General features: G+C 50.4%; 22 protein-coding genes, 4 tRNA genes, 1 riboswitch and 1 other annotated feature. Of the genes, 7 read left to right on the top strand and 19 right to left on the bottom strand.

The genetic code is table 11. The annotated features are described in order from the left end of the window. Positions 1-7: 7 nt before the first annotated feature. The 10 genes from rplA to HHO50_RS03375 form a co-directional block, all read right to left on the bottom strand. Positions 8-697 (bottom strand): 50S ribosomal protein L1, encoded by a 690-nt coding sequence (rplA, locus tag HHO50_RS03330; RefSeq protein ID WP_181304582.1) that lies wholly within the window; start codon positions 695-697, stop codon positions 8-10. 11 nt (positions 698-708) lie between these two features. After that, on the bottom strand, positions 709-1,152 hold the full coding sequence (gene rplK, locus HHO50_RS03335; protein ID WP_062543970.1) for a 50S ribosomal protein L11: 444 nt from the start codon (positions 1,150-1,152) through the stop codon (positions 709-711). 12 nt (positions 1,153-1,164) lie between these two features. Further along, positions 1,165-1,722: a transcription termination/antitermination protein NusG gene (nusG, locus tag HHO50_RS03340; protein WP_181304583.1), complete on the bottom strand. Its 558-nt coding sequence runs from the start codon at positions 1,720-1,722 to the stop codon at positions 1,165-1,167. Positions 1,723-1,737: 15 nt separating this feature from the next. Beyond that, positions 1,738-1,929 carry a preprotein translocase subunit SecE gene (secE, locus tag HHO50_RS03345; protein WP_062543968.1) on the bottom strand — a complete coding sequence of 64 codons (192 nt, stop codon included), beginning with the start codon at positions 1,927-1,929 and terminating at the stop codon, positions 1,738-1,740. 23 nt (positions 1,930-1,952) lie between these two features. Continuing rightward, a tRNA-Trp gene (locus tag HHO50_RS03350) sits at positions 1,953-2,025 on the bottom strand. Positions 2,026-2,133: 108 nt separating this feature from the next. Then, positions 2,134-3,321, bottom strand: a complete 1,188-nt coding sequence (gene tuf, locus HHO50_RS03355; RefSeq protein WP_181304584.1) for an elongation factor Tu — start codon at positions 3,319-3,321, stop codon at positions 2,134-2,136. 75 nt (positions 3,322-3,396) lie between these two features. Continuing rightward, a tRNA-Thr gene (locus HHO50_RS03360) sits at positions 3,397-3,468 on the bottom strand. Between the two features lie 42 nt (positions 3,469-3,510). Then, positions 3,511-3,583: transfer RNA gene (locus HHO50_RS03365), tRNA-Gly, on the bottom strand. Positions 3,584-3,657: 74 nt separating this feature from the next. Then, positions 3,658-3,740, bottom strand: a tRNA-Tyr gene (locus HHO50_RS03370). 115 nt (positions 3,741-3,855) lie between these two features. Beyond that, a complete protein-coding gene (locus HHO50_RS03375; RefSeq protein WP_181304585.1) occupies positions 3,856-6,387 on the bottom strand; it encodes a M1 family metallopeptidase in 2,532 nt (843 codons plus the stop codon). A gap of 81 nt (positions 6,388-6,468) precedes the next feature. Here HHO50_RS03375 and HHO50_RS03380 point away from each other — a divergent pair, with 81 nt between their 5' ends. From HHO50_RS03380 to frr, 3 genes are all read left to right on the top strand, one after another. Then, positions 6,469-6,963 carry an acetyl-CoA carboxylase biotin carboxyl carrier protein subunit gene (locus tag HHO50_RS03380; RefSeq protein WP_181304586.1) on the top strand — a complete coding sequence of 165 codons (495 nt, stop codon included), beginning with the start codon at positions 6,469-6,471 and terminating at the stop codon, positions 6,961-6,963. 87 nt (positions 6,964-7,050) lie between these two features. Continuing rightward, positions 7,051-7,758, top strand: coding sequence for a UMP kinase (pyrH, locus tag HHO50_RS03385; protein ID WP_181304587.1), 708 nt, complete (start codon positions 7,051-7,053; stop codon positions 7,756-7,758). A gap of 116 nt (positions 7,759-7,874) precedes the next feature. After that, positions 7,875-8,438: a ribosome recycling factor gene (frr, locus tag HHO50_RS03390; RefSeq protein ID WP_181304588.1), complete on the top strand. Its 564-nt coding sequence runs from the start codon at positions 7,875-7,877 to the stop codon at positions 8,436-8,438. Further along, positions 8,401-8,519: a sequence feature (Thr leader region), on the top strand. (Overlaps the previous gene by 38 nt.) Positions 8,520-8,985: 466 nt before the next feature. Here frr and HHO50_RS03395 read toward each other — a convergent pair. The 5 genes from HHO50_RS03395 to HHO50_RS03415 form a co-directional block, all read right to left on the bottom strand. Beyond that, positions 8,986-9,390 (bottom strand): hypothetical protein, encoded by a 405-nt coding sequence (locus HHO50_RS03395; RefSeq protein WP_181304589.1) that lies wholly within the window; start codon positions 9,388-9,390, stop codon positions 8,986-8,988. A 999-nt stretch (positions 9,391-10,389) separates the two neighbouring features. Continuing rightward, complete coding sequence (nadD, locus tag HHO50_RS03400) at positions 10,390-10,968, bottom strand: nicotinate (nicotinamide) nucleotide adenylyltransferase (protein ID WP_181304590.1); 579 nt, start codon at positions 10,966-10,968, stop codon at positions 10,390-10,392. A 2-nt stretch (positions 10,969-10,970) separates the two neighbouring features. Then, positions 10,971-11,555 carry a guanylate kinase gene (gmk, locus tag HHO50_RS03405; protein WP_181304591.1) on the bottom strand — a complete coding sequence of 195 codons (585 nt, stop codon included), beginning with the start codon at positions 11,553-11,555 and terminating at the stop codon, positions 10,971-10,973. A gap of 21 nt (positions 11,556-11,576) precedes the next feature. Beyond that, positions 11,577-11,852 carry a hypothetical protein gene (locus tag HHO50_RS03410; protein WP_181304592.1) on the bottom strand — a complete coding sequence of 92 codons (276 nt, stop codon included), beginning with the start codon at positions 11,850-11,852 and terminating at the stop codon, positions 11,577-11,579. 29 nt (positions 11,853-11,881) lie between these two features. Further along, a complete protein-coding gene (locus tag HHO50_RS03415; protein ID WP_181304593.1) occupies positions 11,882-12,478 on the bottom strand; it encodes a sigma-70 family RNA polymerase sigma factor in 597 nt (198 codons plus the stop codon). Between the two features lie 167 nt (positions 12,479-12,645). Here HHO50_RS03415 and HHO50_RS03420 point away from each other — a divergent pair, with 167 nt between their 5' ends. After that, positions 12,646-14,181, top strand: a complete 1,536-nt coding sequence (locus HHO50_RS03420; protein ID WP_181304594.1) for a glycosyltransferase — start codon at positions 12,646-12,648, stop codon at positions 14,179-14,181. Positions 14,182-14,475: 294 nt separating this feature from the next. On the opposite strand, the gene ahcY is transcribed toward HHO50_RS03420, so the two are convergent. Then, positions 14,476-15,783: an adenosylhomocysteinase gene (gene ahcY, locus HHO50_RS03425; RefSeq protein WP_181304595.1), complete on the bottom strand. Its 1,308-nt coding sequence runs from the start codon at positions 15,781-15,783 to the stop codon at positions 14,476-14,478. Between the two features lie 162 nt (positions 15,784-15,945). On the opposite strand from ahcY, the gene HHO50_RS03430 reads away from it, so the two are divergent. Continuing rightward, positions 15,946-17,133, top strand: a complete 1,188-nt coding sequence (locus HHO50_RS03430) for a class I SAM-dependent methyltransferase (RefSeq protein ID WP_181304596.1) — start codon at positions 15,946-15,948, stop codon at positions 17,131-17,133. A 400-nt stretch (positions 17,134-17,533) separates the two neighbouring features. Here HHO50_RS03430 and HHO50_RS03435 read toward each other — a convergent pair whose 3' ends face one another. The 3 genes from HHO50_RS03435 to HHO50_RS03445 form a co-directional block, all read right to left on the bottom strand. After that, entirely contained in the window at positions 17,534-18,154 is a 621-nt protein-coding gene (locus HHO50_RS03435; RefSeq protein WP_181304597.1) for a DNA-3-methyladenine glycosylase, read from the bottom strand. Positions 18,155-18,165: 11 nt separating this feature from the next. Continuing rightward, a complete protein-coding gene (locus tag HHO50_RS03440; RefSeq protein WP_181304598.1) occupies positions 18,166-18,621 on the bottom strand; it encodes a hypothetical protein in 456 nt (151 codons plus the stop codon). Between the two features lie 106 nt (positions 18,622-18,727). Continuing rightward, positions 18,728-19,453 (bottom strand): DUF4919 domain-containing protein, encoded by a 726-nt coding sequence (locus HHO50_RS03445; RefSeq protein WP_181304599.1) that lies wholly within the window; start codon positions 19,451-19,453, stop codon positions 18,728-18,730. 640 nt (positions 19,454-20,093) lie between these two features. Next, positions 20,094-20,295, top strand: a riboswitch (cobalamin riboswitch). Positions 20,296-20,399: 104 nt separating this feature from the next. Between HHO50_RS03445 and HHO50_RS03450 the strand changes: the two genes are divergently transcribed. Together HHO50_RS03450 and HHO50_RS03455 are read left to right on the top strand one after the other, a co-directional pair. Further along, positions 20,400-22,346: a TonB-dependent siderophore receptor gene (locus HHO50_RS03450; protein ID WP_181304600.1), complete on the top strand. Its 1,947-nt coding sequence runs from the start codon at positions 20,400-20,402 to the stop codon at positions 22,344-22,346. A 27-nt stretch (positions 22,347-22,373) separates the two neighbouring features. After that, positions 22,374-23,429 (top strand): YncE family protein, encoded by a 1,056-nt coding sequence (locus tag HHO50_RS03455; protein WP_181304601.1) that lies wholly within the window; start codon positions 22,374-22,376, stop codon positions 23,427-23,429. Positions 23,430-23,596 lie beyond the last annotated feature (167 nt).

Here is a 23,596-nt window from a genome sequence, read left to right on the forward strand (position 1 = left end):
CTTCTCGTTAAATTGAGTTTTTGTCAACTACTACACCAGGACTCATTGTACTTGACAATGTGATGCTCTTAATATAAGTTCCTTTTGCGGAAGATGGCTTTAAGCGGTTCAAGGTAGCGATTACCTCAGACGCGTTGGCCGCGATTTGATCTGTACCGAAGGAAACTTTACCAATGCTGGTGTGGATGATACCGGTTTTGTCAACTTTGAAGTCAATTTTACCAGCTTTCACTTCTCTCACCGCTTTGGCTACATCTGTTGTAACAGTACCCGCTTTAGGGTTTGGCATTAAGTTACGAGGGCCTAAAATACGTCCAAGTCTACCTACTTTCGCCATCACCGCTGGCATAGTGATGATAACATCAATATCAGTCCAGCCTTTTTCGATTTTCTGGATATACTCATCCAGACCTACGAAGTCTGCACCAGCATCTTTTGCTTCCTGCTCTTTGTCAGGTGTGCAAAGTACCAATACACGTACATCTTTACCAGTTCCATGAGGAAGAGTCACAACCCCTCTCACCATCTGATCAGCCTTGCGCGGGTCAACACCTAAGCGTACATCAATGTCTACGGAAGCATCAAACTTGGTGAAGGTGATTTCCTTCACTACGCCTGCTGCATCTAACAAAGAGTACTCTTTTTTAGGGTCGTACTTCGCTAAGACTGCTTTTCTGTTTTTAGAAATTCTAGCCATTTGCTTTTTAATTACTCACTCCAGGGAGCAGTTCCTTTTACTGTGATACCCATGCTGCGCGCGGTACCAGCTACCAATTTCATTGCCGCCTCAACTTTAAATGCATTCAGGTCAGGCATTTTGATTTCAGCTATTTCGCGAATCTGATCCCAGGTTACAGAACCCACCTTGTTACGGTTAGGCTCTTTTGAGCCAGATTTGATTTTCGCAGCATCCATCAACAATACTGGAGCGGGAGGAGTTTTAATTACGAAGTCAAAAGACTTGTCTGTGTACATTGTAATCAAAACTGGGCATACTTGGCCGGCCTTATCCTGGGTTCTAGCATTAAACTGCTTGCAGAACTCCATAATATTAAGACCTTTAGATCCAAGTGCAGGTCCAATCGGCGGTGCTGGATTCGCGGCGCCTCCCTTTACCTGAAGTTTCAGATAACCTTTTATTTCTTTTGCCATTATTATTTATTACTACTGTTCTTTTTCTACTTCAACGTACTTAAGCTCTACCGGCGTGTTCCGCCCGAAGATCTTCACCATCACATTCAGCTTACGCCGCTCTTCAAACACTTCCTCTACTACTCCAGAGAATCCATTAAATGGACCATCCATTACTTTTACTGTTTCGCCAACAATGAAAGGAGTCTCCAGGGTTTCTGTCTCTTCTGCTGCTTCATCAACCTTCCCTAAGATTCGGTTCACTTCAGCCATGCGCAAGGGAACGGGTTTAGCAGAAGTGTTGCCATTACCTGCACCCAGAAAGCCAATCACACCCGGGGTACTTGTAATTAAGTGTTCTACTTCTCCATTGGTAATGTCTGCATAAACCAATACATAACCAGGAAAAAAGCTACGCTCTCTCACGCGTTTCTTCCCGTTGCGCATTTCGTATACTTTCTCAGACGGAATAAGCACTTGCGGCACCATCTCCGTTAGATTATGACGAGCAACTTCATTCTCAAGATAAGCTTTTGCTTTCTTCTCCTGGCCTGAAACCGCACGTACTACATACCACTTTAAATCTGCCATTTTCTCCAGCTTAAATTAGAATTGGTTGTAAAACCATTCCAGGGTGGAGTCGTAAACAAAATCCATAGCACCTACAATGACCGCAAACACAACAGACCCTACCAATACTAAGATAGAACTCTTCTGAAGTTCTGAGTAGGTTGGCCAGGTAACCTTGTGCTGCATCTCCTCTACAGCGTCATTGAAAAATTTTGTCAGTTTTCCCATTCTGATGCTATTAACTCTATTTGCACGGGAGGTAGGACTCGAACCTACAACCAATGGTTTTGGAGACCACTACTCTACCAATTGAGCTACTCCCGTAAAAAAATGCACGCCATTCATTCAAATGGAGTGCAAATGTATTATTCTTTTCTTAAAAAAACAAGTCCGCCCTGCTTTTTCAGCAAGGCGGACTTATGATTTCAGGAATTAGTCAAGGATTTCAGTTACCTGACCGGCACCTACAGTTCTACCACCTTCACGGATAGCGAAACGTAGACCTTTTTCCATCGCTACTTTGTTGATCAAGTCAACAGTGATGGTGATGTTATCACCAGGCATAACCATTTCAACACCTTCTGGCAACGTGATGATACCAGTAACGTCTGTGGTTCTCAGGTAGAACTGTGGACGGTAGTTGTTGAAGAATGGCGTGTGACGTCCACCTTCTTCTTTAGAAAGAACGTAAACCTCAGCTTTGAACTTCATGTGAGGAGTTACTGAACCTGGCTTGCAGATAACCATACCACGACGGATATCGGTTTTCTCAATACCACGCAGCAACAGACCTACGTTGTCACCAGCTTCACCTCTGTCAAGGATCTTACGGAACATCTCAACACCAGTTACTGTAGACTTCAGGCCTTCAGCACCCATACCCAAGATATCCACTTGCTCACCAGAGTTGATGATACCACGCTCAATACGGCCAGTAGCTACTGTACCACGACCAGTGATGGAGAACACGTCCTCAACTGGCATCAAGAATGGAAGGTCAGTTAAACGAGCAGGAATTGGAATGTGGTTATCAACCGCATCCATCAATTCTTCAATGGTTTTCACCCATTTGGCATCTCCGTTCAAGCCACCAAGAGCAGAACCCTGGATAACAGGAATATTGTCACCGTCGAAATCATAGAAAGAAAGAAGCTCTCTGATTTCCATTTCAACCAGTTCCAACAATTCTGGATCGTCTACCATGTCCACTTTGTTCATGAACACAACAAGGGCAGGAACACCTACCTGACGAGCCAAAAGGATGTGCTCACGAGTTTGTGGCATTGGGCCATCAGTAGCAGCAACCACCAAGATAGCACCGTCCATCTGAGCAGCACCGGTAACCATGTTTTTCACGTAGTCAGCGTGACCAGGGCAGTCAACGTGCGCGTAGTGACGGTTCTCAGTAGCGTACTCAACGTGAGACGTATTAATAGTGATACCACGCTCTTTTTCTTCCGGAGCGTTGTCAATAGAAGAGAAATCTCTCTTTGCGGCTAGACCTTTGCCCGCTAAAACCTGAGTAATAGCAGCAGTCAAGGTTGTTTTGCCGTGGTCAACGTGCCCAATTGTACCGATATTTACGTGCGGTTTGGAGCGATCAAAATTTTCTTTAGCCATTTTAGAAAGTATTTAGTTCTTAGGTGAAACGGTGTAATTTTTGTTTATACTACAAATCAATCATAATACCGCTTGAGCCAACGATGGGAATTGAACCCACGACCCCTTCCTTACCAAGGAAGTACTCTACCCCTGAGCTACGTCGGCAAAACAAAATAATGCAGCTTGCGCTGCATTATTTCTTAAGAGAGCGGGAGACGAGGTTCGAACCCGCGACCTACAGCTTGGAAGGCTGTCGCTCTACCAGCTGAGCTACTCCCGCTTGTTTACTGGTAAAATCTCAGAAACCTTTGCGAAACAACCTGTAACCTTGTTTCAATTCCTGAGCAATGTTTGTGGGGAGAGAAGGATTCGAACCTTCGAAAGCTTACGCTAACGGAGTTACAGTCCGTCCCATTTGGCCACTCTGGAACCTCCCCTTTTCCTGTTTCAAAGAACCCTTTTCCCGTCTTCATTCAATGATTCCGTTCTAAGGAGATGCAAAACTAGTGTCTTTTTCTTCCATGTCAAATATTTAGTCAAATATTTTTTCAATCATTTTGTTTGCATGCTCATTAATGGCTCCAGTTTTGGGTCTTTTTCCACCAATTCCTGCAGCTTTTCTCTTCGTTCTTCGGTTTCGGCCATGAGCGTAAGCATTTGAAACGCTGCTTGTTTTACCTCTTGCAGGGTCTCTTGTTCTACTATCTGCACCAATGCCTGCCACCCCCTTTCCTGCCGGTCAATATTTTTTTTCAGCAGGAAGGCTCCAAAGCTCTGGATGAAGAAATACAAGTCTCCTCCCCGTAGTTTTCGGGCGTTTTGCAGATACCAGGCGTAAAGCTCCTCTTGTTCACTGGCGGTAAAGGCAGAAGCCAAAGCGTTTACCACGTCCGGATTTTTATAGGCCAAGAATGGTTGTAATCGGTTCAGGTCATGTCCTCCTTTGTTCCAGGCGAAGATAGCGGCGCTCACTACCTGGTAAGAACTGTCCTGCAACCTGCTTTCTATGATCTCCCGGGGCAAGCCGTTCAAGGTGCTCAAGACATAAGTAGCCGTAGCTCTTACCGAACTGTTCTCATCTTTTTCTGCCATCTGTTGGATTTGGTTCTGGGTTTGAGGGTTCTCCATCGCACTGGTAGAAACCAGAATCTCCAACCCGGTAACCCTTATCTTCCAGAAGGAATCCTGGAGTGCTTTCTGCAGCACCTGGTCTACGGCTACGTGCGCAGTATCTCTCAGATGCTCCAGGGCATTGGCTTTGGCCGCGTACGCGGTGCTATTCAGAAACTGGGTGGCCCATTCCTCTAAAGATTTTTCGTGGTTGATATTAGCCAACAGTTTTTGCGCAGGATCAATGACTACAGCTTGCGGGGCACTCTGCAGCGGGAAAGTGAACGTCTGGTTCGCTTGACTAAGTTCCACTTGTTCTTCCTGCCATTTACCGGCTTGCAAAACAGCCATTGTCAAAGGCATCTTGTACACCGCTGTCCTTGCCGTATCCTGCGTTTGGGTAACCTGCACGGTCAAGGCTCCATTCTGATAGGAATGCGTCACTTTTAACTCCGGGTGACCGGGCGTAAGGAACCATTGCCGGAAAAAAGGAATCAAATCCCGTCCGGTGATTTCCTCAAAGGCTAACCGCAGTTCATCTATTTCTACTGAACTGTTTCTGTTCTCCCGTAGGTACAGGTTGAGAGAAGCAAAAAAAGCCTCATCCCCTACTTCCTGCCGAAGCATGTGCAGCACCCTTCCGCCTTTGGCGTAGGAGTGGCTGTCAAACATATCTTCCTTGTCCAGATAATGGTACCTAATGAGCGGCTCTTGCTTGGTTCTGGCTTCGCCCAGATATTCCAGCAAAGCAGATTGGTGCGTCAATGCAGCTTCATCGGGCCCATACCGGTGCTCGGCCCACAGGTATTCAGAATAATCGGCAAAAGACTCATTTAACGGTAGATTCGCCCAAGACTCGGTGGTGACCAGATCGCCAAACCATTGATGAAAGAGCTCATGCGCAATGATGTGATCCCAGTTCTTGTCCAGCAGTTCGCGGCGGTCTTGGTGCAAAGACTCCATAAACGTAGAGGCGGTGGTGTTCTCCATGGCCCCAGAGACAAAGTTCCTGACCACCACTTGCGCATATTTATCCCAGGGAAAGGCCACGCCTAGTTTCTGGGAGAAAAATTCCAGCATGGCAGGCGTTCTGCCGAAGGTGGCCTTGGCGGTGGCGGCGTATTCCGGCTCTACCCAGTAACTCACCTCCATATTGCGCCACTTGTCTTTGACCACCGCATACTCCCCAATGGCCATCATCACCAAATAAGGGGCGTGCGGTTTGGTCATTCGCCAGTGATCCGTTTTCAGGCCGTTTTTCAGATTTCTGGACGAAACCAGCACCCCGTTTGACAGCGTTTTGAAACGGCTTTCCACGGTGATAAAAAGATCCTGGGTCATGCGCTCATTGGGCTTGTCAATGGTGGGGAACCAGGCCGAACTTGCCTCGGTCTCGCCCTGCGTCCAGATTTGCTGGGGCACGCCCTCCTCCGTTCCTAGCGGATTGATAAAGTACAGGCCTTTGTCTGCCTGAATAGCGGCGCTGCCTTTGGCTTGCAGCTCATTGGGTTTGGCCGTGTAGGAGATGAGCAGTTGCAGGGTGTCTGTTCGGGTATAGGCTTTATCTAGCCGCAGCGTTAGTGTTTGCTGGTCATAGTCATAGGTCAAAGGCACCTCCTGTTTCCCTTTGAGCAGCATTACTTTGTGCACGTCAAACCCTTTGGCATCTAACACCACCTGGTTTTGCGGATAGAAATACGGCTTTAGGGTAAGCGTGGCTTCCCCTAACAAATGCTGCTTCGCCCAGTCAAACCGTACGTTCAGTTTGGTGTGCAACAGGTCTATCAGGCGCTCGGCGGCTGGCTGGTAAGGCCCCTTGCTGGTCACCGGAACCAGCTCTGTGACGGTTGTATCTAGGGCAGAACTGACTTCTTCTGAGGCCACCACGGGGGCAACCGGCTGCTTTACGGCGCACCCAGTAACAGTACCGCATAACAGAAAGAACAAGAAGCCACGGGAAACAATGTGATTCATGTAATGATTTATTAACTTTGGGAACTCAAGTTGTGAATTTATTTCACATGTACGGTACTTACTGCTTCTAACCCTGCCCACATGCTACAGGTAAAATCGGCCACTTCCACCTGGCAAGTAGTCCTGGAGAAAAACCAGATTCTTCTCAACGATGCTCCTTTTACCTGGGATTTGCTTCCCCTCAGTCCTACTTCCTTCCATATCATAAAAGACGGCCGTTCCTATACCGCCGAGTTGCTGGAAACTGACCCAGAGACCAAAACCTTCCAGATCAAGATAAACGGCAATGTGCATACGTTGCAGGTGCAGGACAGGATGGATTTGCTTCTGGAGAGTTTGGGCATGGGCCAGGCACTAGCGCAGAAGATAAACGATATCAAAGCGCCCATGCCCGGCCTTATTCTGGATATTAAGGTTGAACCCGGCCAGGAAGTAAAGAAAGGCGACCCCATTCTTATTCTGGAGGCCATGAAAATGGAGAACATCATCAAGTCTCCCGGCGACGGCGTAGTTTCTGCGGTAAAGGTAAATGTGAAGCAGAACGTAGAGAAAAACCAAGTATTGATCGTGTTTTAAATGAATGCCGTTTAGGGCCTGTTTTCTGTAAAACAGGCCCTAAACGCGTATAGCCAAATGTCACTAACTATTACTATCTAAATAAGCATGCGATTCAAAAGAATTCTATTGAAGCTCAGCGGAGAGTCCCTTATGGGCGAACAGCAGTATGGGATTGATACCAAGATGCTGGTGCAATACGCCCAGGAAATCAAATCTGCCGTTGACATGGGGGCCGAGGTGGCCGTGGTCATTGGCGGCGGCAACATTTTCAGGGGCGTGCAGGCCGAGGCGGTAGGATTAGACCGTGTGCAGGGTGACTACATGGGCATGCTGGCCACCGTCATCAACAGCATGGCCTTGCAGAGCGCGCTGGAAAAAGTGGGCGTGTTCACCCGGCTTTTGTCCGGCATCAACATCCAACAAGTATGCGAGCCGTATATCCGCCGGAGGGCGATGCGCCACCTGGAAAAAGGCCGCGTGGTCATCTTCGGGGCCGGTACCGGTAACCCGTATTTCACCACCGATTCTGCCGCCAGTTTACGTGCCATTGAGATTGAGGCCGATGTGGTGCTAAAAGGAACCCGCGTGGACGGCATCTATACCGCCGACCCGGAGAAAGACCCCTCCGCCACCCGCTACACTGACATTACCTTTGAAGAAGTGTTTGAAAAAGGCCTGAACGTGATGGACATGACCGCCTTTACCCTCTGCAAAGAAAACAACTTACCCATTGTAGTGTTTGACATTAACAAGCGCGGCAACCTGGCCAGGCTAATTGACGGCGAGCGAGTAGGAACCCTGGTTTCTATGTAATTTAAAAGTGTCTGCTGCCCACAGTGGATTTTACGGAATAAAATCAGAAATTTGTGCCGCCTTTGGCTTTTGCTACGGCCGTACCATGTAGTCATCTTTCTAAATCAGAAATCCCAATGACCGAAGAAATTAATTTTTATTTGAGCGAAGCCGAGGAATCTATGCAGAAATCGGTGCAGCACACGAGTGTAGAATTGACCAAAATCAGAGCCGGCAAAGCCTCACCGTCTATGGTAGAAGACCTGCGCGTAGACTACTACGGCACGCCTACTCCCATCTCGCAGGTAGCCAACGTCATGACCCCAGACGCCCGCACGCTTATGATCAAGCCCTGGGAGAAAAACATGGTAGCCGAAATTGGCAAAGCGATCAAAAACAGCGACCTGGGCCTGAACCCCATGGTGGAAGCCGACGGAATCCGGTTGAACATTCCGGCCCTCACCGAAGAGCGCCGCCGGGATCTGGTGAAACAAGCCAAAAACGAAACCGAGAGCGGCAAAATCAGAGTGCGCAACATCCGCAAAGACGTAAATGACTCTTTGCGGAAACTGCAAAAGGAAGGTACTTCTGAAGACGCGGTGAAAGATGCCGAGGCCAAAGTGCAGAAACTGACAGATGCCTACATTGTAAAGCTGGACGAGCTTCTCTCCAAGAAAGAGGCCGAAATCATGACCATCTAAAAAACATCGTTTTCTGCCTGGTTTTAGGAAAACAGCATATAAACAGAAGGCCCCGCACTTGCAAGTGCGGGGCCTTCTGTTTATATGCTACTACCAATATAGAATGATTTATGCGCCTTTGCAGGAAATGATGGAGCGTGGAACCTACCCCTCCCAAGAGAGGAATTCCTCTGCTGGAGTTCTGCCATTACTTCAACTCCAATGCGAACATATCAGCCGATGATGGTATAATAGTGATTCATTTCTGCGCTTTCGAATCTACCTAAAGCTTGCTTCTCTTACAGAGAAAGGGGTAGAGATGGGTTTAAGAGCTTGTTTAGGATAAGTAGGCAGACAAAATTAGTTTGACTTATTGTTCTTGTCATCCTCCTGGAAGGATCTCGGTGGCGAACGGCAATTGCGCCCCATCAAAGCTATTCTAGTTTGCCCACGAGATCCTTCCAGGAGGACAACCAAAGAGTATAATGTAATGCTGTCTCGGTACTTAGTTCGCTTAAAGCGTAGAAATCAGGTAATGTTGGTAGTGTGCTCCAGGAACAGACCGGGTTTAAGTGGGAGTAGCCGCCAACCATGCTGTGGCTTCCTCCACGCTATCAAACACCTCAATGCCCGTGGTGTCATACGTAAAGCGCAAAGATTTATCAGCAGACAAGCGGCTGAACATACTGGGAGAGTACACCCAAGCAAAAGAAGCCATACCGGCCTGACGCATTCTGGGAAACCAGTCCGTTCCCACCCACTCGGCCGCGCTAGACCAGATCCCCTCCACGTGGGTATTGTCATTGATCACTTTGAAGCACTCCAAGTGCCCCATCGTTTCCAGTATGCGCTCACACCCCTCCTGCACCGATTGTTTCGTCTGGAAACCGATCCAGTCTGCATGGATAAAATGCTGCTCCTGGTTGTATATGATAGAAATATAGGTGTCTTGAAATATAACTTCGGTACGCATTGCCTCAAGAAAGTCCCTCTGTTGTGTCTGTCTGAAAAGATGGCAAATTACGTTTCAAACCCCATCTTACCAAGCTTTTGCACAGTAATTATTGGATTATTCAAATAAAATCACTGTCCAAACTACTTATAAACGCATTCACTTGTAAAAGGTTATTACTATTTGCTGAAAGTGCCTTAAATACCAATATTTCAATAGACTTTAACAAAAACACCTTCCCAAGACCGAATCTCTTCCCCCTGAACAAAGGTTGATCCATAGGCCATAGAGCAAGAAAATATTTTCCCTTGAAAGGCAAACTCCAATGAAAAAAATAAGTTAGCGCGTTGTGGCGCAGTAGAACTAAGGAGCTGACGTTCCGCAAAACTGCCGGTGGTTCCCGCCGAGTCTGGAGCCTCGCTTCATCCCATGGCACGAGGCTTCAGTCTCGCGCCAGTTGGTTCTAAACCTGTGAAGGTCTTGAAGACCTCACAGGTTTCCGTATTTCAGGCCTGTTTTCCGCGGTGCCGCCCGCTCCAATTGACCTCGTAGTGCGCGCAGCTCCTACGAGCGTCTGCGCCAAGGCCGTTTTGGGCCTATTTTCCGCAAAACAGCCTCTAAACGCATCAGCGGGGCCCCCCTCTTCGCGGGAGAGGGACTGCTCAGTGGTGGGGGGATTTCTGTTTTCAGCCTTGCTTCTGAAAAACAGGCTGAAAACAGAATCCGTGACCGGAAACGCGAGTAAGCATTGGACAGAAATAACCATCCCTTCTCCTTGTCCTCTGGAAGGATCTCGGTGACGAACGGCAATGGCGTTTATCTACCGCTTTTCCAGTTCACCCACAAGATCCCTTTAGGAAAACAAAAGATCAATATCATTTATCCTGCTACTTTAAACGGGCGTTTTGGGCTCACTTTCGTAAAAGTGAGCCCAAAACGCCCGTTTAAAGTAGCCTCCCTACAGAAGGTTAATTGATTACGGTTGTGTGTGACGTTCCTGCGGAAGGATGAAGCTATTCTTTACTGATAAAGCTTCTTGGCCTGGATATACTCTGCTACGGGCTCTGACAAGAGGTAGCGGGTAGATTTGCCTTCTTTGAGGCATTTCCGGATAAAGGTGGCAGAGATGTCCAGTAAAGGAGCCGGAACCACTGTTATCTTGGGGTGTTCTTTTACCGCATCAGGAATCTTGCCGCTTCCCGGCCTGGGGTACACCAACACCTCGTATTGCTCCAAAATCTGCTCATAGTTCTTCCACTTCGGCAAAGTGGCCAGGTTGTCTTCGCCCATAATGAGCACGAACTGGTAGGTAGGATATCTTCCTGTTAGATAGGTAAGCGTATCTATGGTGTAGCTGGGCTTGGGCATCCTGAACTCAATGTCGGTGACGCCCAGGTCTGCGTTATCGGCGATGGCCAGCCGTACCATGTGCAGGCGGTCAAACTCGTGCAGCAGGCTGCTGCTGGGCTTGAACGGGTTCTGCGGACTCACCACCAACCAGACCGTGTCCAGGGTAGTGTTGGCGGCCATGTAGTTCGCCAGGATCAGGTGCCCTACGTGGATGGGGTTAAAGGATCCAAACAACAATCCTACCCGCATGGCTACACGATTGGTTCTTCCGGATGGATGAAGTTCCGCACCAGTTTCTCTGCCTGGGCGAAGGCCTCCTCCAGATTCTCGTTCACAATCACTTCATCAAACTGATCTTCAAAGCTCAGCTCAAACTTAGCCTTGAACACCCGGCTGGAAATGCTGGAGGCAGAGTCTGTGTTACGGGCCACCAAGCGCTTGGAAAGTTCTTCAATGGAAGGGGGCTTCACAAAGACGGCCAAGGCGCGGGCTCCGTAGAAATGCTTCACGCTCAAGCCGCCTTTCACATCTACATCCAGAATAGCGTGTTTGCCTTCGGCCCAGATGCGTTCTATCTCAGATTTGAGGGTACCGTAAAAGGCGCCTTCGTATACTTCTTCCCACTCCACAAACTCCTCGTTCACGATTTTCTCACGGAACGCGTCTGGCGTGATGAAATAATAGTCTTTGCCGTTCACCTCAGAGCGCCCCCGGCGGTCGCGGGTGCAGGCTGAAATAGAGAAACTTAGCTCTGGGAGAACGTTTACTAAATGACGGACAATTGTTGTTTTACCGGCCCCGGAGGGGGCCGAAAAGATGATGATTTTACCTTGCATCCGGGGTGGGAAAGCTTAAAACTAAGCTAGTTGGTGGATTCTTGATTTGATGGTGTCTGCTAATGTGGCGGGGGCACCCGGGCGGCGCAATGACGCGTTCAGGAATTTCACAAATAGCTGTTGTTTGTCAATGCTTTCAAAACAGGGCGAACATTCGTCGGCCCGTTCGGCAAGAAAGGCTTCATCTTCGCTGGTGGCAACGCCTTCCAGCCATTTCTCAAACACGCCCTGTACCTTTTCGCAATCAGATTCACGGCTCTCCTCAGAGGCATTTGCCCCCATCAATTCATCAGTCATTGTAGTAGTCCCCATCATTTTAATTTCTTTTATCCATTATAACCCATTGACTTCGCATATTGCTCCAACTTCTCCTTGAGGAAATGCCGGGCCCGGTGCAGGCGGCTCCGTACCGTTCCTATGGGAATGTCCAGAATCTTGGCCATTTCCTCATAGGTGAACCCTTCCAAATCGCACAGGATGATCACGGTTCTGAAGTCTACCGGCAATGAGTTGAGCGCTCCCGCCACCTCATCGCCAATCAGGTCCTGCACACTTTCCATGCGCAAGTCAGTAGTACCGCCAGAACTGTCGCCCTCTGCGTCCACGTCTTCAGAATTGTAGTAACCTTCCACCTCAGAGTAGTCTACTTTGGCAGGTTGTTTGCTCTTTTTCCGGAAGTCGTTTATGAACGAGTTCTTTAGGATGCGAAACAGCCAGGCTTTGGCATTAGTTCCGGGTTCAAAGTAATCGAAGAAGCGATACGCCTTGAGATAGGTCTCCTGTACCAAGTCATTGGCGTCATCTTCGTCCAGGGTTAGACGGAACGCGAAGTTGTAGAGAGGCGAGATAACTGGCATCAGTTCCGCCTCAAACCGGGCGTCTTTCTCCTCTTTCGTCATGGAATTCGCTCTCTGTTCGCTCATTGGTCTTGATTTTGTACTTTTACACTTGGGGATAAAAATACCTATACGCAAATATAGAAATTAAATATACATAGGTACATACGAATATTAGGGCATATGTTTACATTACCCAATCCAAAGCTTGTTATGAGGAATTTATCTCCCTCTCTTTTTTGTTTCTGCGCTGCATGCCTCAACCTATCTCAGTTACCATCCTCGCCAAAAACAGCCAGGAATTGCTGCCGCAATGCCTACGGGCGTTAGCCCAATTCCCGGAGGTGATTCTGCTGGACAACGGCTCTACGGATGCCACCGTTTCCATCGCCAGTCAATTCCCCAACGTGAAGGTGTTCCACTCTCCGTTCATCGGGTTTGGGCCGCTCAAGAACCTGGCCGCCTCTTACGCCTCGCATGACTGGGTGCTTTCCATTGACAGCGATGAGGTCATCACGCCCCAATTAACCCAGACTATTCTAACCCACCCCTTAGATAACGCCAAAGCGTACCAGTTCTTGCGTCATAACTTTTACGGAAAACGGCTCATAAACGCCTGTGGTTGGGACAACGATTACGTGCTGCGGCTTTTTAACCGCAAAACAACCCAATTCACCAACCGTGAGGTACACGAAGGGATTATGACCGATGCGGTTACGGTGGAAACCTTGCCCGGCCTCCTGAACCATTATTCCTTCAAGAACGCCACAGAACTGCTGCAGAAACTCAACCAGTACACCACCCTCTTTGCCCAGGAAAACCGTTTCCAGAAAAAGTCCTCGGCCTTTAAGGCTACTTACAAAGCTGCCTGGACGTTTATCCGCAACTATTTCCTGAAACGGGGCTTTCTGTACGGGTTTGAGGGATTCCTCATTTCGGCCTGCAATGCGAACGGCGCTTTCTACAAGTACATGAAACTGCACGAGGCCAACCGTTCCATGACCACCAGCCTCATCATCTCCACCTACAATTGGCCCGAGGCTCTGGAAGTGGTTTTGAAAAGCGTAGCCCTGCAGCGTGAATTACCAGATGAGGTGATTATTGCCGATGACGGTTCCCGCGCTGAAACCAAAGCACTTATTGAGAAATTCCAGCAGAACTTTCCCGTCCCGCTTCGCCATTGCTGGCACGAAGACACCGGGTTTAGGCTGGCCGCTATCCGCAACAAAGCCATGGCCATGGCTACCGGCGAATACCTTCTCTCCATAGACGGCGACATGGTGCTGCACCCCGACTTTGTGCAGAGCCATAAACGCATGGCCCGGGCCAACACCTTCATCCAGGGCAAACGCGTGTTGCTGCAACCCCAGCTCACCCAGCAGATTCTGCAAACCAGACAGTGGCGCATTACGCCGTTCTCCTCGGGCATCATCAACCGTTTTAACGCTGTTTCCTCAGAAACACTGGCAAAACTCGGCTCCAAGAAACGGTCAGATATTAGAGCCATCAGGGGCTGCAACATGGCGTTCTGGCGCGCCGATGTGCTGCGCATCAACGGGTTCAACGAGAACATACAAGGTTGGGGCCGCGAGGACAGTGAATTCGCCATTAGAATGCTGAACGCCGGTATAGAGCGCCGCAACCTCCCCTTCGGAGGCGTGGGGTATCACCTGTACCACCCAGAAAACGCCCGCACCTCGCTCCCAGAGAACGACAAGATTCTAGCCGATGCCATTGAACAGAAAGCCAAATGGTGCGAGAACGGCATCAGTAAGTATCTGCAGGTGTAGAGAGAAGCTCCTTCCTTAAACTTACTGCTTAAACATTACTGCATTTTCCAGAAGCTCCTCTCCTTCTTTGTCATCTTGGAAAGATCTTGTGGGCAAACTAGAAAGGCCTCTTTGCCTTGAGAAGGCTTTTCCAAAAGAAAGCAGCATCAACAGGGAACAAGCGCTACTACCGTTCGCCCACAAGATCCTTTCAGGATGACAAAGTGAAGGGATTCTAAAACAAAACGCCCGGCTTCGCTGCAGAAGCCGGGCGTTTTTAGGGTATTTTCCGGAAAACGGGCCGGAAACGATAGCTTAGTAACGGTAATACTCCGGTTTGAACGGGCCTTCTACCTCTACGCCAATGTACGCAGCTTGCTCAGCAGACAGTTCCTCCAGTTCAACCCCGATTTTGGCTAAGTGCAGACGGGCTACTTTCTCATCCAGGTGCTTAGGCAGGGTGTACACTTTGTTTTCGTAGGCATCAGCGTTCGTCCACAGTTCAATCTGAGCCAGCGTCTGATTGGAGAAGGAGTTGGACATCACAAAAGAAGGGTGACCCGTGGCGCAACCTAAGTTCACCAAACGGCCTTCGGCCAGGATAATGATGTCTTTGCCTTCCAGGGTATACAAATCCACCTGTGGTTTTACGGTGTCTTTGGTGTGGCCGTAGTTCTCATTCAACCAGGCCATGTCAATCTCGTTGTCAAAGTGACCGATGTTGCAGACAATGGCTTTGTCTTTCAGGGCCAGGAAGTGCTCACGGCGGATGATGTTGAAGTTACCGGTGGCGGTTACCACAATGTCAGCCTCTTTGATGGCGTTCTCCATTTTACGAACGGCGAAACCGTCCATGGCAGCTTGCAAGGCGCAGATTGGGTCAATCTCCGTCACGATCACGCGGGCACCGGCCCCACGCAACGAGGCGGCAGAACCTTTTCCTACGTCACCGTAACCAGCCACTACGGCTACTTTGCCGGCCATCATCACGTCCGTAGCGCGTCTGATGGAGTCTACCAAGGATTCTTTACAGCCGTATTTGTTATCGAACTTAGATTTGGTCACGGAGTCGTTCACGTTGATAGCCGGCATCAACAAAGTGCCGTTCTTCATACGCTCGTACAGGCGGTGAACACCCGTGGTCGTCTCCTCAGACAAACCTTTGATGCCGGCGGCCAACTCTGGGTATTTGTCAAACACCATGTTGGTCAGGTCACCACCATCGTCTAAGATCATGTTCAAGGGCTGGCGGTCTTCCCCGAAGAAAAGGGTCTGCTCAATGCACCAGTCAAACTCCTCGGCGTTCATGCCTTTCCAGGCAAATACCGGGATACCAGCGGCAGCAATCGCAGCGGCAGCGTGGTCTTGGGTAGAGAAGATGTTGCAGGAAGACCAGGTCACCTCGGCACCCAACGCCACCAATGTCTCAATCAACACGGCCGTCTGGATGGTCATGTGCAAGCAACCAGCAATGCGGGCACCGGCCAAGGGTTGGCTAGGGCCGTACTCCTCCCGGATGGCCATCAAACCCGGCATTTCGGCCTCGGCCAGTTTAATTTCTTTTCTTCCCCATTCGGCCAGGGAAATATCTTTTACTTTGTACTTCAGATACGTTTCTACCATTGTAGTTCTTTTTTTACAGAAGAACCGCAAAAGTACGCAATAAGTTTATCTTCTTCAATTACATGATTGACAAGCGTTTTTGGCTTAGTTCCTGTAAAACGACCTAGAAACGGAATTCAGGTAAATCTTATTACGCAGCCCATCTTCTACCCATCCAAGCCCATGCCTCTTCCGCTTTCCCCCGCTGAACGTGCCTTTGTTGCCGAACACCTGACCGCTGACCCGGCGCAACTTGTCTTGCAGGCTAAAAAGTGGCCCGCGTTGGACATTCCTAAACTAGCGCAACAGATACGAGCGCGACAAAAGGCGAAAAGCAAGATGCCCAGCTGGGTGGCTAACCTGGACTTGCTTTTCCCGGCGAACCTGTCGGTGGAGCAGAGTTCCTCTGAGGTGACGGCCACCTACAAAGCGAATCTGGTTTCGGGCGAGACGTTGGTGGATTTGACCGGGGGCTTCGGAATAGACTCTTTTGCTTTTTCAAGACGGTTCAGGCACGTTTCTTACGTGGAAAGACAACCGGAGCTGGCTTTGCTAGCCGGTTTCAACTTCACTCAGCTGGAGGCAAAAAACATTACGGTATACCCCACAGATGCCGAGGCTTTCCTAAGTACTTTGGAAGAGCCCGTTGATGTGCTTTTTCTAGATCCCGCCCGTCGCGGCCAAAGCCAGGAGCGGGTGCATCTGCTGCAGGACTGCGAACCGGACGTGCTGCGTCTGTTGCCGCTTCTTTTGCAGAAAAGCAAAGCCGTTTTGTTGAAAACCGCTCCCATGTTGGACATCGACCTGGCGCTTCAGCAGTTGACCAACGTAGTGCAGGTGTGGGTGATCGCGGTGCAGAACGAATGCAAAGAGGTCTTGTATTTACTTAAACCCGATGCCTTTGCTGCTCCTTTGATTACCGCCGTCAACCTGAAACCAGAACAACCCGAAGAACCCTTGACCTTCACCAAAGGCGCCGAAGAAAATGCCCGGGTTACTTTCTCTGAACCGCAGCGGTACCTATACGAACCCAACACGGCCTTGCTCAAAGCCGGCGCCTACAAATGGCTGTCAGAGGAATTTGGCGTAAACAAACTGCATCGTAATAGCCATCTCTATACCTCCACTGAACTGCAAGCGGCGTTTCCGGGCCGTATTTTTGAAATCACGGCTCAACCGAAGGCCAACGCCAAAGAACTGTACCAACTTCTTCCCGCCAAAAAGGCCAACATCACCGTACGTAATTATCCGTTGACGGTGGCGCAATTACGGGAGAAAGTCAAATTGAAGGAAGGCGGAGACGATTACCTCTTTGCTACCACCGATTTGAACAACAAGCCTATTCTGCTGCTCTGCCGGAAGGTAGGTTAGTTGTTGGTTGTTAGTTGTCAGTTGTTAGTTGTTGGTTGTTAGTTGTCAGTTGTCAGTGTTCTCCCAAGTCGCGGGACTGTTGTTTCTAGCCTCACCGAAATAATATTGCTGTGCGTAGAGTTAGCGTAAGCGCTCTACGCACCAACGGGCAGCCAATCTCCTGATTGGCAAGTAATCGGCACAGACGCTACGAGGCTTTTTGAGCAACGCTATAGCGGCGGCTAGCAAAAACTCCCCTCCTAAAATAGGAGGGGTGCCCGAAGGGCGGGGTGGTAAAAAGCCGTAACCGGAGCAACAAGCACTGATTCTCAGCAATGCGTACTGTCGCTGCGGGGCAGCGGGGGTAGTCTGGAGACTCGCGCCAGAGGGAATACTGACAACTGACAACTACCTGTGACAATCAATATTTCGGATTGGCTTTGCTCACCCAGCGGTTGCCTTTGAGGTTGAACCGCCAGGGCAAGAGGGCATCGGCGCCGGCGTAGGCGACTCCAACTCTGGGGCCCGCTACTATCTGGTCATCGGAGATGGGCATGCCTCGGTCTTCAAACCAGATTTCGTTTCCCGTGACATTTGTGCCGTTGTGCTGGGTGGAGATGCCGAGGGCTTGCGTCAAGAGACCGGGGCCAGCGGTGAGGCGGGTTTCTGCTTTGGCCAGACCTCGGCGGAGCTGCATTTCTTCTATTCCTTCAAGTGGTTCAATGGCTCTGATCAGGACGGCATCGGCAGTGCCTTCTGTGTTGGTCACGATGTTGAACAGCGAATAAATGCCGTAGATGAGGTACACGTACGCCACGCCGCCCTGCTGGTACATGATCTGGGTGCGCTTGGTGCGGCGGCCCAGGTGGGCGTGGCAGGCAGCATCATTCAGCCCCGAATAGGCTTCTGTTTCTACAATCCTGCCGCCGGTAAGAACGCCGTCAAAACTGGTGAAGAAGTACTTACCAAGCAGGTCGCGGGCAATGGTGACGGAATCTGGACGGGTAAAGAAATCTGCGGTGAGTTTCTGCTGGAGAGCCATAGAGGAAGCCGTTATTGGCGGACGAAGACTTCGGTGGCCCCGTCGGCGATGACGTTGTTGATCACCAGCGTATTCTCGTCACAGAACCAGAATTGGTAGCCTACTGGGGTCAAGCTTTGGCCTACCAGGTTGTACCGTTGCCTCTCGCCCTGGAGTTTCCCGTTCACGCGTTCTTCGTACTCGCCATTTTCATAGAACGTGAGCGATTTGGTTTCGCCTAGCTGCGCACCGGTTAGAAACTCGTCTTCCTGTGCGCCCATGTAATTGGTTTGCAGGCCCCGCAACTCCCACTTGCCGGGTAACCTGGAAACAACCGTGGCCGAGTCTGTGGACGAGAACTCACAGAGCGTGACCCCCGCTCCGGCGCGTTCGCCCTGCCCCGAGGAAGTATCCGTAGGTTTTTCTCCGTTGGTCTGGCAGGAGGCGAAAAGTCCCGAGACCAGGGCCGCAGCAAGTAGTTTTTTCATAGACAGCGTACGTTTAGCGCATCAGCAAGAACGCAAAAAGAAGAAGGGCGGCCAAATTGATTTCTTTTGGCCGCCCTTCCCTCGGTTTTCAATTCATTTACCGTCCTTAGCGTTTCTTCTCCACAGCCTTCTGGATGTTGAAGTACAGCTCCGTGAGGTTCAGTTTATTGGGGGTTTGCAGCGTCACCAGGTCATATTTGTTATCCACTAACTGCGGACGGCCTTTCTGCCGAAGCCCCACCACGGTCAAGAACATATATTCATCGCGGGGCGCATTTAACACAACAGCGGTTTCCTTGCTTCGGCCGTTGCCGCTGGCTTTAATGGCCGCCATAAGTCCCTCAAACTTGGTGAGCCATTGCTGACTTTCCGCCTTTTTGTTCAGCTCGCCGTAGGCCATGTGCAGGAGGTACATCACGTCCAGGTTGAAGGGATCTGTGGCCAACAGTTTCTTGCCGGTGGTGATGATCTCAGGGAACCGCTCGTAGAGCAACATCTCATTGAGGGCATCGGACTGGTCATTGGGCCGATAGGGATTATACCCGGCCTGGGTAGTCCAGCCGTAGTACAGGTGTTTGTAGTCCTCCAGGGTAAGGTTAGGGTCGTTGGCTTGGTAACGTTTCAGCAAGGTGGGGTAATACATCTTGGACTTGGGGGAAGTCACCGCGGTTTTAATGGCCGTATAATCTATTTTGGAAACCGCCTGCGCCTGATTAGAGGCGGTGGTCTGCGGATGTTTAGAAACGGTCTTTGGTTGTTTGGAGCCAGTCTGCGCCTGACTTTGAAAGACGAAACTGAGGAACAGGATACTTGAAAATAAAATTTGTTTCATGTAGAAATAAAGGGAAGTGGTACTAACAAGCCAATGGCAAATACAGTGCTAAAAACCTGCGGCCCCGCAAAAAAGTTGCGCCCCCCAGCGGCGGCCTTTTTATAAGGGAATCTGTTTTGAGCCTGTTTCTGGTAAAACAACGCAGAAACGGACGAATTATGCGGGGCAGACCAGTTTTAAAAACATGCTTTGTTTCCACATTAAAATAGTGTGGCCTTATTAAGATAGGGTGGCTTTCTCCTGTAGAAGGCTTTTACGCAAAGTAACTTGCTAGGAATTTCATCCTGCCGCCTACTCTAAAGACCTTGTCGTGTGCATAGTTCCTCTGAGAGTCTGCGCCGAGGCCGTTTCAAGTCCGTTTACTGAGAAACGGTTCTAAACCTGTGAGGTCTTGGAGACCTCACAGGTTTTCGCATTTAGCACCCGTTTACCCGCAAACAGGCCATAAACGCCAAGACGAAGGACTGCTGTGCGCACCCGCAGAAAAACCAGCCGAAGAAAGCAATGCGTGAGCGGCAAGGCAGTGCCTGGTCTCTATAGGAATCTGATTTCTGTTTACAGCCTGTTTCTGATAAAACGGCTTAGAAACGAGTTTTGGTAATTTTTCCCATCATGCATAGCACGCTTTCCAAACTTCCCGTACCTTTGCCCTGATTTTGGTGACAGCCTCGGCCTTCTGCCGAAGATGTCTTAAAAGGGAATCAGGTGAAAAACCTGAGCTGTTCCCGCAACTGTTATCTTCCTTTACGTTCTGCCCACCGCAGGCCACTGTCTGTTTTACAGATGGGAAGGCCGGGCCGAAGAAGAGAGCCAGGAGACCTGCCAACGTCAAACTTTCACCTGGAGGCTTTCGGGAAAAAAAGCAGCAAGGATGGTGGCCCCGCGTGGGCTGGCGTTTTCGTGTATTTCTTTCGTTGGGGTCTCCTCTGCTTTAAAAGCCGAGGGTATGTTCCGTTGTCTGTTTCTGTTTGCGTGGGTTCTGGTCAGCACGGAGTTTCTGGCTCCGCCGGAAAGCTATGCCCAACTGCAAGACACAGTACAGTTGGCCCCCGTTACTGTATCGGGTCATCGCTACACCAAGTATGCCGCTGGAGCCCGAGTGCAGACGGTAGACTCCCTGCTCCTGCAACGCAGGCCCGGCATCACGCTAGCCGATGTGCTGCAGCAACGCAGCCCGCTGTACCTCAAAAGCTATGGCAATGGCATGACCGCCACCGTGGCGTTCAGGGGTACTTCCTCCAGCCATACCGCCGTGCTTTGGAACGGGTTCAACATTGCGCTTCCTACCCTGGGTTTGTCAGACTTCGCGTTACTTCCCCCACCTATCAATACGCAGGTGAGCCTTCAGCACGGCCCCAGCGGTGCGTTGCACGGCAGCGGGGCGGTGGGAGGAGCTGTTCTGCTGGAAAACCCGGTTTCCTTTGCCCCTCAGCAACAGGTACAGGGGCAGCAGGAAATAGGCAGTTTCGGGCAACGCCGCACCGCCGCCGCGGGTTCTTTCTCCAACGGCCGTCTTGCCCTCACCTCCTCTTTCACCCGAACCTCAGCCGACAATGATTTCCGGTTTGAGAACACCACCGCCTTCGGGTCGCCGCGGGAAACGCAGCAGAATGCCGCCTTTGACCAGACCAGCCTGGCGCAGGAAGTACATTATCAGCTAAGTCCGGCGCAGCGGCTCTCGGTGCGGGGCTGGTACGTGAAAACGCATCGGCAGATACAACCTTCCATGGGCAGCGCCAACACCCACGCCCAGCAGGACGATGAAAACCTGCGCCTCATGGGCGAATGGCAAGGCCAGTTGGCCGGAGGTACCACCACCGTGAGAGCCGCCTACTTCAAAGACCGCCTGGATTACCAGGATGACGGTTCGCTTTCCCTTTCTACCGTTAATACCTACCAAACCCAGGTAGAACACGAGCGCACGTTGCTGCCGAATCTTCTGCTACAGGTTGGGGCTGAGGGTCAGTTATTCAAAGCCAATGTGGGCGGTTACGGCGGAAAAGTAGACGAACAGCGGTTCTCCACGTACGGCTGGCTGCGCTATGACCCGCTACCGAAACTTCAGCTAAGCCTGAACGTGCGGCAAGCCTGGGTACAGGGCTTTAATCCGCCGCTTACGCCTACGCTGGGCGCGAACGTCAGAATACTGGAACAGAACGGGAACACACTTACCGCGAAGGCGAATGTATCGCGCAGCTACCGCGTGCCTACCCTAAACGACCGTTACTGGCGTCCGGGCGGGAATCAGGCCTTAAAACCCGAAAGCAGCTGGGGCTACGAAGGTGGTTTGGAGCATCAATATAAAAAGGGGCAATTCAGCGGCACTTCAGAACTCACGGTTTATGCCGTACAGGTAAAAGACTGGATTCAGTGGCAACCTTCTTCAACAGGAAATTACTCTGAACCCGTCAACCTACAACACGTGCGCGGCCACGGGGCCGAGATGGACAGCCGGTGGCAGATTGCTTTAGAGAGAGACTGGTCTTTCGCCGGAGGCTTGGCGTACGCTTATACCATCTCGCAGCAGAAATTACCAGATGCCCGAGCGCAGCTACAGGAACGGCAGTTGTTCTACGTACCCAAACACAAAGCCGCTCTTTGGGCCGAAGCCCGTTACCGTACCTGGTGGCTCACGGGAGATGCCACCTTCACCGGCCGCCGGTTCACCGATAATGACAACAACAACTGGCTGCCTGGCTACGCGCTCGTGAATGCCAGTCTGGGCAAAACCTTCCGGTGGAACTCCTTCGAGACCCAGATTCTGGCGCAGGTGCAGAACCTTTCCAATACCGTGTACCAAACCATGGCCTACCGCGCCATGCCGCCGCGCAACTTCCGCCTGGCGGTTTCTTTGACGTGGGCTAAACCTCAAAACACTTCCGCTCACCCTTAATTAATTCACTACACTTTTACCATTACTATGAAAGTATCCCCATTTAAAAAGTACCTCCTGTATGTGCTGTTAGGCAGCAGTACCATTTTTGCCACCTCCTGTGACAGCGACAATGACGAAAATACGCCCAAAGGAGCTTACGAGCACGGTGTGTTTATTACTAACGAAGGCACCTTCACCTCACCCGACGCAGAAATCAGCTTTCTCTCTAGAGATACCAAAACCCTTACCCCAGATGTGTTTCAGCAGGTGAATAACCGTCCGCTCGGCAACGCCGCCCAGTCTACCACCTTTATTGGAGACCGAGCCTACATTGCCGTCAATGCCAGCGAGAAGATTGAAGTGGTCAATGCCAGTACTTTTGCCTCTGTGGGGGTCATCAACGGCTTGAAGATTCCCAGATACATGGCGGCCCTCAGCAACAACAAAGCCTATGTGACCGAGTATGTGGGGTACGACTTTTTCGGGTACACCGGCACGGGTAGGGTATCTGTTTTGGATTTAACCACCAACACCGTCACTAAAACCATCAACGTTGGCCTGCTGCCCGAAGGCTTATTGATTTACAACGGAAAACTGTACGTGGCCAACAGCAGTGAAAACACCATTTCGGTGATCAATACCGCGACAGAGGTGGTAGAGTCTACTATTACCGTGGGCGAATCTCCGAAGCACCTGGTGCTGGATGCGAACAACAAAATCTGGGTACTGCGGGGCGGCTACTCTTCACCCGGCGCTTTGGTGAAAATTGACCCGGCCAATAACAATGCCCTTACTTCCTATGATTTCGCGGCGGGAACCAGCGGCGCAGGCTTTTTAACCATCAACGGAGCCAAAAACACGCTGTACTATTCTTACGGCGGCAAAGTCTACGCCATGTCTACCACGGCCACCTCCGCCCCCGGCACCGCCCTCATCAACCGCAGTCCGTATGGCCTGGGTGTTGACCCAGAAACCAACATCCTGTATCTGGGGATAGGCGGATTTACGTCTAATGGCTGGGCCGTCCGGTACCAACCTTCAGGCACTGTCATTGACTCCTTCCAGGTAAGGATTGCGCCCAACGGCTTCACCTTCAGGTAATCCGTTTTAGACCCGTTTTTATAAAAATTAGCTTAAAACGCAACGAAGCCGGTCTTTTTGGGGCTGGCTTCGTTGCGTTTAACAGCATTATTATCGGTTCCCCCATGAACAAGGCATTTTTCTTCACACCCGTGCCGTTCCATGCAATTCCTGCTAATTTTCTACCT

The organism is Rufibacter sp. XAAS-G3-1 (assembly GCF_013623775.1).
Taxonomy (GTDB): domain Bacteria; phylum Bacteroidota; class Bacteroidia; order Cytophagales; family Hymenobacteraceae; genus Nibribacter.